The organism is Mycobacterium kyogaense (assembly GCF_036946525.1).
Taxonomy (GTDB): Bacteria; Actinomycetota; Actinomycetes; order Mycobacteriales; family Mycobacteriaceae; genus Mycobacterium; species Mycobacterium kyogaense_A.
In genome coordinates this window covers 216,107-228,974 of record NZ_JAQIIY010000008.1, presented here as the reverse complement: position 1 = coordinate 228,974, position 12,868 = coordinate 216,107, and the positions used below count along the sequence as shown (strand labels likewise).

The 12,868-nt window shown below is 68.9% G+C and carries 12 protein-coding genes; 4 read left to right on the top strand and 8 right to left on the bottom strand.

Annotation, left to right across the window (positions count from 1 at the left end; genetic code table 11):
- The first annotated feature begins 2 nt into the window (after positions 1–2).
- Complete coding sequence (locus PGN37_RS06835; RefSeq protein ID WP_335330269.1) at positions 3–800, top strand: YihY/virulence factor BrkB family protein; 798 nt, start codon at positions 3–5, stop codon at positions 798–800.
- A gap of 192 nt (positions 801–992) precedes the next feature.
- Positions 993–2,420: an HNH endonuclease signature motif containing protein gene (locus tag PGN37_RS06830; protein WP_335330268.1), complete on the top strand. Its 1,428-nt coding sequence runs from the start codon at positions 993–995 to the stop codon at positions 2,418–2,420.
- 6 nt (positions 2,421–2,426) lie between these two features.
- On the opposite strand, the gene PGN37_RS06825 is transcribed toward PGN37_RS06830, so the two are convergent.
- Positions 2,427–3,611: a lycopene cyclase family protein gene (locus tag PGN37_RS06825; RefSeq protein WP_335330267.1), complete on the bottom strand. Its 1,185-nt coding sequence runs from the start codon at positions 3,609–3,611 to the stop codon at positions 2,427–2,429.
- Between the two features lie 138 nt (positions 3,612–3,749).
- Here PGN37_RS06825 and PGN37_RS06820 point away from each other — a divergent pair, with 138 nt between their 5' ends.
- Positions 3,750–4,367: a dihydrofolate reductase family protein gene (locus tag PGN37_RS06820; RefSeq protein WP_335330266.1), complete on the top strand. Its 618-nt coding sequence runs from the start codon at positions 3,750–3,752 to the stop codon at positions 4,365–4,367.
- Here PGN37_RS06820 and PGN37_RS06815 read toward each other — a convergent pair.
- Positions 4,354–5,124, bottom strand: a complete 771-nt coding sequence (locus tag PGN37_RS06815) for a hypothetical protein (RefSeq protein WP_335330265.1) — start codon at positions 5,122–5,124, stop codon at positions 4,354–4,356. The genes PGN37_RS06820 and PGN37_RS06815 overlap by 14 nt on opposite strands.
- Positions 5,125–5,159: 35 nt before the next feature.
- On the opposite strand from PGN37_RS06815, the gene PGN37_RS06810 reads away from it, so the two are divergent.
- Complete coding sequence (locus PGN37_RS06810) at positions 5,160–5,597, top strand: VOC family protein (protein WP_335330264.1); 438 nt, start codon at positions 5,160–5,162, stop codon at positions 5,595–5,597.
- On the opposite strand, the gene PGN37_RS06805 is transcribed toward PGN37_RS06810, so the two are convergent.
- Genes PGN37_RS06805 through PGN37_RS06780 form a run of 6 tightly spaced genes read right to left on the bottom strand, consistent with a single transcriptional unit; the run spans position 5,584 to position 12,852 of the window.
- Entirely contained in the window at positions 5,584–6,063 is a 480-nt protein-coding gene (locus tag PGN37_RS06805) for an AAA family ATPase (RefSeq protein WP_335330263.1), read from the bottom strand. The genes PGN37_RS06810 and PGN37_RS06805 overlap by 14 nt on opposite strands.
- 3 nt (positions 6,064–6,066) lie before the next feature.
- Positions 6,067–7,521 carry an aminotransferase class I/II-fold pyridoxal phosphate-dependent enzyme gene (locus PGN37_RS06800; RefSeq protein WP_335330262.1) on the bottom strand — a complete coding sequence of 485 codons (1,455 nt, stop codon included), beginning with the start codon at positions 7,519–7,521 and terminating at the stop codon, positions 6,067–6,069.
- Between the two features lie 5 nt (positions 7,522–7,526).
- Positions 7,527–8,702, bottom strand: coding sequence for an amidohydrolase family protein (locus tag PGN37_RS06795; protein ID WP_335330261.1), 1,176 nt, complete (start codon positions 8,700–8,702; stop codon positions 7,527–7,529).
- A complete protein-coding gene (locus tag PGN37_RS06790; protein ID WP_335330260.1) occupies positions 8,689–9,996 on the bottom strand; it encodes an aspartate aminotransferase family protein in 1,308 nt (435 codons plus the stop codon). Before PGN37_RS06790 ends, PGN37_RS06795 begins: the two co-directional genes overlap by 14 nt.
- Entirely contained in the window at positions 9,993–11,507 is a 1,515-nt protein-coding gene (locus tag PGN37_RS06785) for an APC family permease (protein WP_335330259.1), read from the bottom strand. Before PGN37_RS06785 ends, PGN37_RS06790 begins: the two co-directional genes overlap by 4 nt.
- A gap of 16 nt (positions 11,508–11,523) precedes the next feature.
- Entirely contained in the window at positions 11,524–12,852 is a 1,329-nt protein-coding gene (locus PGN37_RS06780) for a glutamine synthetase family protein (RefSeq protein WP_335330258.1), read from the bottom strand.
- Positions 12,853–12,868 lie beyond the last annotated feature (16 nt).

Genomic DNA, 12,868 nt, shown 5'->3' with positions numbered 1-12,868 from the left:
CCGTGAGTCGATTGCGGCAGTTCGCCTCGGGCGTCCGAACGACGTTCCCGGGCAGCGATCTCGCGCTGTGGGCGGCCGGCGCCACGTACTTCGGGGTCATCGGTCTGGTGCCGCTGGCGCTGGCGGCGCTGTGGGCCGTCGGCGCTCTGGCGGGCCACGACACGGTCACCACGGCCATGACGGCGGCGATCGACGGGTTACCCGGCGGGCACGGCACTCCGGAGGCGTTGCGCACCCTGACCCGGGTGGCGCTGTCGATGTCGTGGGTGCAGGCGCTGGTCGTGCTGTTCCCCGCGAGTCTGTACGGGGAGGGGCTGCGGCGGGCTTTCGTTCAGATGTCGGCGGAGCCGGATTCGCTGACGGGGTGGCGGGGTCGGGCCGGCCTGCTGGGGGTGGCGGCCGTGGCACCGTTCCTGGTCCTGGTGGTGCTGCTGTCGGCGCCGTACGTCGGACCGCTGTACACAGCGGGCGGGTGGTCGCTGGTGTGGGGAGTGTTCGTGGCCTTCCACATCGTGTGGGTGACCGTGTCGACAGCGTTGCTCGGGGTGTTCGGGCTCATCGGGCCCGGTCGCATCGGGTGGCGCGCATTGGCGATCGGCGCGTTCGCCACCGGCTCGATCCTGTCGGGTTTCCTGCAGGGCTTCGTGTTGTTCCTGGCGATCCCGATCCCGTGGTCTGCTCCGTTCGGTGGTCTGCCCATCGTGGGCGCGGTGACCGCGCTGGCGCTGTGGCTCTACATCATGCACATCCTGGTGCTGTGTGGGTTCCGGGCGACCGTGGTGCTCGATCAGATGAACTAGGCGTCTGACCGGGACGGCTTCGAGGCGGGTGTGCTCGACGAGGAATCGAGAGACGCCGTGCTTGGTGCAGAAGATCGGCACCGCGCACGGCAGCAGTGAAACCAACATGATTCTCCGAACCGTCAACGATGTCTTCAGAGGTGACGTCGAGCGACATCGAGATCTGTCGGTGGTCGCACGTATGTTCGAATCATGGTTGGGGTGCGGGAGGCGGTGGCGGTCCTACGGGCCGCGGTCGATGGCGTGCTCGCTGCCGATCTGGACCTCGCGACCGCCGCCGACGTGGTCGAGCTGCTCGACGAGATCGAAGCAGCCGGGTGCCGGCTGCCGGCGGCCCGCAATCGGGCGCTAGCGCGGCTGCAGGTCGAGACCACCCCGCAGAAGATGGGCGCCAAGAACTGGAAAGACGTCCTCGCCATCCGCTACCGCATCAGTGGCCCGGAGGCGAACCGTCGGTTGACCGAGGCCGCCTTGCTCGCACCGCGGGTGTCGCTGACCGGAACGCCGTTGCCGCCGGTGTTGGAGGCGACCGCGGCGGCCCAAGAGCAGGGTCGGATCACTCAAGAGCATGTGGAGATCATCCGTAAAGCCGTCGACAAGCTGCCCGGCTTCGTGGATACGACCACGCGCGATCAGTTCGAAGCCGACGTAGTGCGTATCGCCACCGGGGCCGGTCCGAAAGCCACCCAGGACGCTGCCGATCTCGAGCTGTTTCTGCTCGATCAGGACGGGCCCGAACCCGACGACACCGAACGCACCCGCAAGAGGGGTGTGAAGAAGTCGCGTCAGGGTCGGGACGGGATGACGGCGTGGTGGGCGGATTTGACGCCGGAGGCTGCGGCGGTGTGGGAGGCGATCTTCGCCAAATACGCCGCCCCGGGCATGTGCAACTCCGACGACGAGGAGCCGTGCATCTCCGGCACCCCGACGCAGGCACAGATCGACAATGATCACCGCAGCCTGGCCCAACGCCAACATGACGCCCTGCTCGCCGTCGGGCGGATCGCGTTGATGAGCGGGGAACTCGGGCAGCTCAACGGGTTACCGGTGACGGTGATCGTGCGCACCACCTTGCAAGACTTGGAATCCCGCGCCGGGATCGGCGTTACTGGTGGCGGCACGCGGCTGCCGATCAAGGACGTGATCCGGATGGGCGCCCACGCGTCCCACTATTTGGCGGTCTTCGACCGGGCCACCGGCTCCGCCCTGGACCTGTTCCGGGCGCGGCGCACCGCTTCAGCGGCGCAAAGAATCATGTTGATCGCCCGTGAGGGTGGCTGCACCAAACCCGGCTGCCCGGTCGGGGCGTATGGCTGCCAGGTCCATCACGTCACCGCCGATTGGGCCGACGGTGGGTTGACGAATATCGACGACCTCGGCCTGGCCTGCCCACCGGATAACCGCGCCGTCGCACCCGGCGGCTGGACCACGTCGATGAACGCCCGTCACGAAGTTGAATGGACCCCACCACCGAACCTGGACACCGGGCAAACCCGCATCAACACCCACCACACCCCCGAACGCCTCCTGCGCCCTGACGAGGTGGAGGAAGGTCCGACGGAAGCCGCCGACCCGTCGGAACCCGGCGGACCCGCACCACCCGACGATCAAGTGGCCTGAGGGCCGCTAGTTGAGAACGCGCTCGTTGCTGGGCAGCGGGGGCAGCAGCGCGGGCCTGACGAGGTGACCGCGCAGCTGCCGGTTGGACTCCCGAAAGAGGTGGGTCAGCGCTGCGACGTTGCCTGCCATGTCGTCGCGCGCGGTGAGGTACGTCCAGCGGTGCCGGTCGGGGAGCTCGAAGAACTGCTCGAAGAACGCGGGGACTTCGGCGGGCGGCATCCGGAGCAGAGCTTCCAGCCCGACGCGGCGCAGATGATGGACGACCCGGGCGCTGCGCGGCCACACCGTGTCGCGGGCGGCGGCGATCGCGCGCTCGGGCCCGCGCGGCAGGTGTGTCGCCACCGCCGCCGCCACCTGAGGCGCGAGGCGCAGCGATGTGGCGAGGCTGAAACCGGTCGCCGGGTGGATCAGCGGCGCGGCGGCGCCGAACCCCAGGACACCGGCAGCGCGGTGCCGAGGATGGTCCACGGTGAACGCCACCCGCTCCACCGGCGCGTCGTCGGGAGGGACGATGCCGTAGCGGGCGAGGCGGGCGCAGAGGCGGCGGTGGAGGACGGGCAGCGGTAGGCCCGGCCGTCGGGCCAGCGAGGTCTCCTCGACCAGCACGCGGCCGCCGCCGAGGGGGATGACGTACAAGAATGTCGGCCAGCCGTCTTCGCCGTGCTCCTGGCGCCAGTCCATGAACAGGGCTTCACCCGGGACGATCAGCGGCGCGGCGGCCTGTTCGTCGAGGAACATTCCGTAGGCGGTCTGGGCGGCGCGCTCCCGACCTCTACGCCGCGTGTTCAGGGGTCGGGCCTGGCCTCCGGCGTCGACGACGACCGACGCCCGGATCTCCGTGCCGTCGGCGAGTGCCACGACGCCAGGCTGCGGGGACCCCACGACGCGTCCGGAGCACACGCGCACTCCGTCGAGCCCGCCGGACAGGTGTGACTGCAGGGCGGGGACGTCGAGGACGGCGTACTCCCAGCCCAGGAGCCGGTCGGTCAGTGCGACCACCCTGCCCGCCGCGCGTGCGGCGACGACGTCGGCCGGCAGGTCGGGCGGCAGCTCGGGCGCCCACATGCCGTAGGTCGCCGTCCAGGGCCGCTCCGGCGCCACGTCGACCAGAGCCGTGGTCAGACCCAGGCGCTGACACGCCCCAGCCAATGCCACTCCCGCCGGGCCGGCCCCGACCACGCACACGTCCATTGGTCCTATCGTGCCGGTCCGGCCACCGCGCTGTCAGCCGCAACCGCTGACGCGTCCACCAGATTCTCCGGCGACGATGAGTTCTGCCGGTCGGGTGAGTCACTATGGCGACCGCCCGCACCCTTGATCGGAGAAGCTGTGCCCCGAACACATCTGTCGATGTCGATCTCTGCCGACGGCTTCGTCGCCGGCCCGCATCAGGACCGAGACCATCCACTCGGGATCGGCGGTGAACAGTTGCACGGGTGGCATCTCGGACCGGAAAAGGAGCACCCCGCGAATCGGCAGGTGGTGTCCGACATGATGGACGGAATGGGCGCGGTCATCATGGGCCGCAACATGTTCGGTCCGATTCGCGGTCCCTGGGACGATTCCGGATGGCGGGGGTGGTGGGGAGACGAGCCGCCGTATCACTGCCCGGTGTTCGTGCTGACGCATTACGCGCACGACCCCATCGAGATGGCTGGTGGCACGACGTTCCACTTCGTGACCGAGGGGATCGAGGCGGCCTATGCGCAGGCCGAAACGGTGACCGGCGACCGCGCCATCTCGATCGCGGGCGGTGCGTCGTGTGCGCGGCAGGCCATCGGTGCCGGTCTGGTGGACGAGATCGACCTGCAGCTCAACCCGGTGCTACTCGGCTCCGGAGAGCGGCTCTTCGACGGCTTCCCGCTCGGCGATCCCGCCCTGCGCCTCGAACGCGTGCTCGAGGCACCTGGAGTCGTCCACCTCCGGTTCGGTGTCAACCGACCGTGAACACACCCAGCAGCGAGTCGACGGCGTCGCCGACAGACATCCACGCCAGCACGGCGGCGGCCACGACAGCAGCGGTCACCACCGCCCCCGCGATCCCGAGACCGCGTGAGAGCCGGCGCGCGGCATACCCGGCGCACCCCGCACAGACGATCGCCGACCCGGTGGCCGCCGCGGCCAGCGCCGCAAGATACGTGCGTTGACTGTCGATCATCACGGCGAGGGCGGGTCTATCGGCAAAAGCGCTGTCGGCGTTGGTGAGTCCGTCGCGAATCTGGCTCATGGCCCTCCGGAGATCACCGGGAAGGGGATCGGAGGGCAGCAGCGGCAACAGCGCCGACAGCGGCGCCGCCGTGGCCTGGACATTGGCGGCTATCGCAACGAGTCCGCACAGGATCAGCATGCTCGTCGCCACAGCGCTCGCTCCGCTGACCCAACGTCGCCGCGCGGACACACCGGGCGCGAGGAACTGCCTCCACAACGTCGCGGACAGCGCGATAGTCGTCGCGGTGAAGAGCACGGAGATCACGACTTTGAGGGCGTGCCACCGGCGCCAAAGGTCGATCAGGTCGGCGAGCGCGGGTGTCACACCGGATGCGTCCGCGTTCCAGAATGTCGTGAGTTCGACGGCGAACGCGTGCGTGAGGGGCGCGTTGCCGCTCACGGAGGCGAGTCCGTTGCCCACCAGTAGGGCCGGCGCGACGGCAAACGCCGCAAGCAAGATCAGCGCGATACCGCTCAGAATCACGATGCGGCGCACGCAGTCTCCCTTCCAGTCGCCGTAGCATGCCTACCATGGCCATCAGGCTCGAAAACGTCGGCATCGCGGTATCCGATCTCGATGCGGCGATCGCCTTTTTCACCGATCTGGGTCTCTCGCTCGTGGGTCGTGACACCGTCAGCGGTGAGTGGACCGACACCGCGGTAGGACTCGACGGCAATCACGCGAAGATCGCGATGCTGCAGACACCGGACGGCCACGGCAGGCTCGAACTCTTCGAGTACATCCACCCGACCGCGATCGCGACCGAGCCGACGCTGCCCAATGAGATCGGCATGCACCGCGTGGCTTTCTCCGTCGACGACCTCGACGAAGCGCTGGCCATTGCGGCCCGGCACGGGTGCCATCCCCTCCGTGGTGTGGCGAACTACCAGGACGTCTACAAGCTCACCTACATCCGAGGCCCCAGCGGCATTCTGGTGATGCTCGCGCAGGAACTCACCGGCGGGTGACCGCGGCCGCGATGGCGGCCAGTCTGTCGACGACCTCGTCGGCCGGGCACGTCGTGACGATCTCATGCGTCGCCGCCTGCCGCAGCAACGGCTCCACTTCGGCGATGTCGCGCGCGATCTGACGACGCTCGGACTCGGTCTTCCCGAAGGGGTTCTCGGTTCGGGTCGCGATGCGCGCGAAGGTGACTGCGCTGGGCGCGCTCAGGAGGACGACGGCGTCGAAACGCTCGTAGAACACACCCTGGTTGGCCACCGTACCCACCACGAACAGTGCTGCAGTACGGGGCTTTTCGAGCAGCTGATCGATGAGCGACTCCCGCCACAGCGGTTCGCCGTCGACGAGCTCGATCCACGGCCCGTCGTCGGTGTCGACGGTGGCGAAGCCGCGCTGCGCCAGTCCGTTCAGTGCCGTGGTCTTGCCCGCGCCCGACATTCCGGTGATCAGGACCGCCGCGTGCTCCCGCATGGCTCAGCGCACCGTCGTCACGTAGTCCAGCGTCGGGTCCGAAGCGCTGATCGGATTGCCCGCCGCGCGAAGTGCACTGAGTAGGCCGATGACGTCGGCGCTGAGCCGCTCACCGGGCATCACCAGCGGGATGCCGGGGGGATACGGAGTGATGGCCTCGGCGGCGATGCGACCGACGGAGTCGGCCAGCGCGACGGTCGACCGGGCAGCGAAGAAGGCCTCGCGCGGGGTGAGCACCACCTCGGGTCGCACGGCGAGCAGGTCGGCGGTCCACGTGCCGGCGATCTCGCCGCGCCGCTGCCCGAAATGCGCGGAAACTTCCGCGAAAGCGGTTGTGAGCCGGTCGAAGTCGGTATCGGTGTTTCCGATCGTGCTGATGCAGAGAAGATGTCCGGTGCCGGCGAGTTCGGGCTGCACGCCGTGCACGCGGTTGAGGCGCGAGAGGATGTCGCGGGCGTCGGCGTCGACAGTGGTCACGCCGATCAACAGCTTCGTCTCGTCCAGTTGATGGAGTCCTGTCCCGGCACCGGCGAGATCCTGCGGTCGCAGCACCGTCAACCCCGGGATCTTCGCCAGCTTTTCCGCAGCGCCGCGCGCCCGGCTCAGCGCGTCGTCCAGTAGGGCTCGCCCGTCGGTGACCATCTGCCGGCGCGCCACGTCGATCGACGCCATGATCGCGAAGTGCGGGCTCGTCGTCTGGACGAGTTGCAGCGAGCGCCGCACCGACGCCTCGTCGAGCTGCGCAGTGTCGACGTGGAGCACCGCGGCCTGGCTCAGTCCGGAGAGGATCTTGTGCACCGACTGCACGGTGGCTGCGGCACCGGAACGCTCTGCGGCAGTGGGCAAGTCGGGATGGAAGGCGAAATGCGGCGAGTGCGCTCCGTCGACCAGCAGACGCACTCCACGCTCCCGGCACAGCGTCGCCAGGGCGACGATGTCCCCGGTGGTGCCGTAATACGTGGGGTGCAGCACCCACAGTGCGCGCGCACCGGTCTCGGACAGTGCCTTCTCGACGACGGCGACGTCGAGCCCGTGGGCGACGCCGAACCGATCGTCCCACCGGGGTTCCAGCCATATCGGCCGGGCGCCGACTTGGACGAGCCCGGCGAGCACCGACTTGTGTGCGTTGCGCGCGACGAGCACCGGTTCGTCGGGGTGCAGTGCGGTCAACGCTACGGCGATGTTGCCGCCGGTGGAGCCCTGCACCATCACGAAACTCTGTGGTACACCCCAGGCGTCGGCGATCAGCTGCTCGGCCGCGAGGATGGGTCCCTCGGGACAGTGCAGCGTGTCGGTGTCGGGCAGGTTGTTCAGGTCCAGCGCCGCGACGTTGGCCCGGAACCACGGATCGAAGGTGCGGCCACCCTTGTGACCGGGGGAGTAGAACGGCGCCTGATCGCGCTCGACGAACGACCGCAGCGACTCCAGCAGCGGCGCCCGGCTGTGGTCACTGCTCATCGACGTCAAAGTCCATAGACGCGTTGCGCGTTCGTCGTGCCGATCATGTCGACGATGCGGATCGCGTCGGCTTCTGCGCAGTCACCCGACCGGATCCAGTCGCCCAACACGACACCCATGGCGCGGCGCCACAGCACCGAGCCCAACACGTGCAGCTCGGGCGGGCCGAACGCGTCCGAGGAGTAGAGCTGCTTGGCGAACGGGGCGACTTCGAGCGCCTCGGCCACCAGACCGGTGGACCGCGTACCCAGGTAGTTGATCGAGAGGCCGACGTCGAAGTTCACGTGGTCGAAAGCCTGTGCCAGATAGCCGGCCTGGCGGTGGAAGGGGTAGCAGTGCAGCAGCAGTACGGGCACCGGCGGCATGATCCGCAGCAGGGGAAGCAACAGCAGCGGGTCACACCGGTGCAGATCGAGATCGCGGTCACCGAAACCGACGTGCAGTTGCAGGGGTAGTCCGTGTGCGGCTGCCTCGTGCACGCCGAACGCGATCAGCGTCGGATCGTCGATGCGCGAGGGGCCTTGGCGAGCCGCCAGCGCGCCCGCGCGCGCGACGACGTCGGCGTCACCTGGCCGGGTCCAGTCGATGTCGAATCCGGTGCGGTAGGCCACGATCGTCTTGGTGCCCACCACGGTCGGGTCGGCCGCTGCGGCCGCGAGTGCGGCCCGCATCGCGTCGGGGAAGTCCTGTGGGGACGTTCCGCTGTCGAGAAGGTCCTCGGCCACCCGCTCGAGTCGCACGATCTCCGACGATCGTCCGGCAGCGAGCTCGGCCAGTCGATGGTGCGAGGTGAGCAGGTCGCCCTTGAAGCCGGTGTCGACGATCCAGCGTGAGACGCCGGCGGCGCGGAGCATCGTCGCGGCCAGTTCGTCGGCGCCGAACTCACAGCGGCGTTTCCAGTACGTTTCCGCGTCGGTCCGCGCCGGCAGGCCGAGAAGTGGTGCGCACCAACGTCGTATCGACAACCCGAGTGGCGAGTCGAAGTTGGTCATCCACGGCGGCACCGGGTCGTTGGACCCCTCGTTGATCGAGAACTCGAAGGTGGCCCGGTCGATGTCCTCGGTGAACGTGCCGTGCACGTGGTGGTCGATCAGCGAGACCGTCCGCAGGTGGTCGGCGAGTCCGTCGGGAACCGACGCCTCGATTCCCGCGAACACGTCATCCAGCTCACCACCCGGCATACTGCGCGACCTCCTCCGCGTCGACCTTTCCGGCAGCCGCATCGGCGATGGCCGTCCCGAGGATGTCCGCCGCCGTCGCTGCCTGCGCTTCGGTGAGCACCAACGGCGGGGTGATCTCCAGGACGTTCCCACCGACGTAGTACACGACCGCACCCAGCTCCCAGGCACGGTAGACCACCGCGGCGGCCAGCCGGGGGTCCCGGTCACCGGTGGCGGGGTCGACGAGCTCGAGCCCGATCGCCAACCCGCGACCGCGGACGTCGCCGATGCGGTCACCGCCGGGGGCATCGACGAGGGCGCGCAGGGCATCGGCGAGCACGGCTCCCACTATGGCGGCGTTCTCGACGAGCCCTTCTTCCACCACGGTCTTGAGCACGGCGCGTCCAGCCGCTGTGCACACCGGGTTGCCCGCGGTGGTCAGCAGCGCGGCGGCCGGGGGCTTGTCCAGGATCGCGGCCGGTCCGACCGCTGCGGACAGGGGGAGTCCACCGCCGAGCACCTTGCCGAAGGTGACGATGTCGGGCGCGACGCCGTCGTGCTCGAATGCGTGCAGAGTGCCGGGCCTACCCAGGCCCATCTTCACTTCGTCGCAGATCATCGGGACGTCGTGGCGCCGACAAATCTGGTGCAACTGGGCGAGGAACCCGTCTGGCGGCACCACGAGGCCGCCGTCGGAGAGGATGGGCTCGACGATCAGGCAGGCCACCCGGCCGCCGGCGAGGTGCTGTTCGGCCAGCGAAAGGCATTGCGCGACATCGGCATCGATGCCTTCCGGCCCGGGCCGGAACGGGTTGGGATAGGGCAGGAACACTGCTTCCGGATCGGCGGGCACGCCGGCATCGACGTGCACACCGGATACGCCCATCGCGACACCGACACCGCCGTGGTAGCTGTGCTCGAAGGCCACCACGGTCTTCCGTCCGGTGGCGTGCCGGCACGCGCGCAGCGCCACGTCGTTGGCGTCGGACCCGGCGTGGCCGAGGTAGACCCGTCGCTCGCCGCTGCCGGGCACCAGGGAGAGTAGGTCCTCGGCTAGGCCGACGGAGTCGGGGTGAACCGCGGAGAGTCCCCCCGAACCGGGTGCGGTGCGGATGGCGCGGCTGACCGCGTCGACGACCGCGGGATGGCCGTGTCCCAACCCGGAGGCCGTCCACGTGGCAGACAGATCCAGCAGTTCGCGGCCGTCGGGGGTCACGAGGATGCAGCCGTGCCCGGACTCCACTTCCAGCGGGAAGAAGCGCAGTTTCTCGATGCCGGCGATGACGGCCTCGTCGCGGGCGTAGAGCGTGCTCACGCAGATCGGGTGGAGTCAGCGGTGGGTGCCCCGTCCGAGCCCATGTTCAGTTCCGTCGCCAGTGATTCGCCGACACGTTTGGCGATGCCCGAGAGTGCGACGGCGATGACGAGGCCGAGGGCGCACCAGTACAGGCCGAGCAGCGGTGCTGCTGACCAGCTTTCGGCGTCTTTGACGTTGAACCACAGCACGGTGACGATCACGACCGCGCCGAGCAGGGGCAGGACCAGGCCCGCGATCTTGCCGGCGCCGTTGTGTACCGGCATGAACTTCGGCGCTCCGACGAAGTAGGCGGCGGCGAGTTCGACGAGCAGGTAGCACACCATCAGGCAGACCGAACCCGCCACGGCGAACAGGAAGTAGGCGTCGATCGCGTCGTTCCCGGTGCCCATGTCGGGCCAGCCGGTGGCGCCGCAGATCAGGTCGACGACGAGGGCGACGACGACCACGAGCCAGGTGGCTCGACGGGGGCCGCCGGTGTCGGCGTGGATGTGCGCCAGCGCTTTCGGGCCGAAGCCGTCGCGCCCGAAGGCGTAGAGCATCCGGCCCGAGGTCGCCGAGGTGGCGAGGTGGCAGCCGAACGCGGACACGACCGCGGTGAAGATGATGACCAGGGAGAACCATTGGCCGATGTAGGTCCCGCCGAGGTCGCCGAGCGTGTTGCCCGAACTCTGGAATGCTTCTAAACCTGCTGCGTCGGTGCCGAATCCGACGACCTGGGCGAACATCACCACGACGAACAGCACACCGGTGAGGATCAGCGTGCCGGCCAGGGCGCGGGGGATGTTGCGTTTCGGGTCGTCGGTCTCTTCGCCCATGGAGGCGCACGCCTCGAAACCCGCCCACGACAGGAACGCGGCCACCACGCCGGCGAGCACCGCGGAGCTGGAGACGTCGCCGCCGGAGAAGGAGAACACCGAGAAGTCGATGCCCGTGGTGGGCGCGCCACCCTTGGCGAAGATCGCGACCACGAGCACGATCATCGCGAGGATGCCGATGCCCTCGATGGCCAGCAGGATCTTGGCGAGAAGCTGGATGTCGCGGCCGGACAGCAGGAACGAGATGACCGCGCCGATGACGACAACGATCAACCAGGGCACCTGGTAGGGATCGTCGACGCCGGGCTGCAGCGCGGCGATGAACGAGTTCACGAACGCCGCGGTCAGCGCCAGCGTGCCGATGGAGAACCCCCAGTAGGCGCCCAGCATCGCGAAGCCGGAGAAGAACCCGGTGCGCGGGCCGATGGTGCCGCCCACCAGTCCGTAGGCGGAGCCGGCGTGGTTCAGGTGCCGTGTCAGGCGCACGAAGCTGTACCCGACGAGGGAGACGCCGACCAGGCCGATGAGGAACACCAGCGGGATGGACTTGCCGACGGTCCCGATCAGTCCCTGGCCGTTGCCCGACATGGCCAGCGTCGGGCCGACGAGCGCGACGGACAACGCGAGCGCGACCCAGAACGGCAGTCGGCGGTGCGGGATCTGATCGGGCGCATCAGATGTTCCTGCGGTCACGGATGTCTCCTTCATCTCAGCAGGTCCAGGCGAGCCGGACGGCGTCGCAGATCTGTTCTGGCGGTTGGTCCCCGTAGGTCTTCTGCTCGTATCGACGCACGGCCAAAAGCGCGTCCACGATGTCGGTACTCAGCAGCTCGGCGGCGACCTGCGAGGTCTCCATCGCGTCGAGCGCCTCCCGCTGGGCCAGCGGCAGCGGTCGGGTCGAGAAGTCCGACTGGGCCGGATTCTCCGGAATCTCCTCCGGCAGCTCCAGGGCGCGATCGATCCCGCGCAGGGCGCTCCCCAGAAACGCCGCGGCGGCCAGGTAGGGGTTCGCACTGGGATCGATGAGCTTGCACTCGATGTTCGCCCCGTGCGGGTTACCGGGTGTGGCAGCGACGAAACGGACGGCTGCTTCTCGGTTTTCGAGCCCCCAGCACGCGGTGGCGCCCGCCCAGTTGCCGGGTTTGAGGCGCAGCGGTGAGACGACCGAGCCGGCATAGACACCGATCAGGTCCGGCAGGGTGTCGATGACACCGGCGATCGCGTGCCCGCCGGCTCCGCGCAGACCGTGGAGTCCGGTACCTCCGGACAGCAGCGGCCCCTGCGCATCGGACAGGGAGAGGTGCAGGTGCGCCCCGTTGCCGGCCGCACCGTCGAAAGGCACCGGTGAGAACGAGATTCGCAGACCGTGGCGGGAGGCGACGCGGCTGAGCACGATGCGCGCCAGGATGACGGCGTCCACCGCGGCGACGGGCGTGTCCGGGGCCAACGACATCTCGAGCTGGTCATGTCCGTACTCGGTGTGCAGCTGTTCGACGGACAGGCCGGCGCGCTGCGCGCTCACGGCGAGGTCGACCAGGAAGCCCGAGCGGTCCAGCGAGGTCCTGATTCCGTAGGGCGACCACGGCTCGGTCGTCGCGGGGCCGGCATCGGTGGCCAGCATCGTGCATTCCAGTTCTGCACCCATCTGCACCTGCAGGCCCTGCTCGGCGGCTGCGCGTTCGGCCATGACGAGCCGGGTCCGGGTGCACAGGGGTGCGGGTCGACCGTGCTGATCGGTCAACGTGCCCGGCGCCCATCCCACCCCGTCCTCGACGACCCGTACCTCCTCCGGGTCGATCCGGATCCGCAGATCACCGGCGACCCCGATCGTCGGGGTGAAAGCGATACCGCTGTCGACGCAGAACACGCTCCAGGACGGCGACACCCCCATCCCGGACCGGGTGAACGCCCCGAGCCGTGATGTCGGTACGTATTTGGCCCGGGTCACGCCCGCGAGGTCAGTGACGGAGCCCGCGATGATCGCGACGCCCTCCTCGCGCAGCGTGTCGGCGTACGCGGTCACGTCGGGGTCCTGCATGGGCAACGAACTCCTC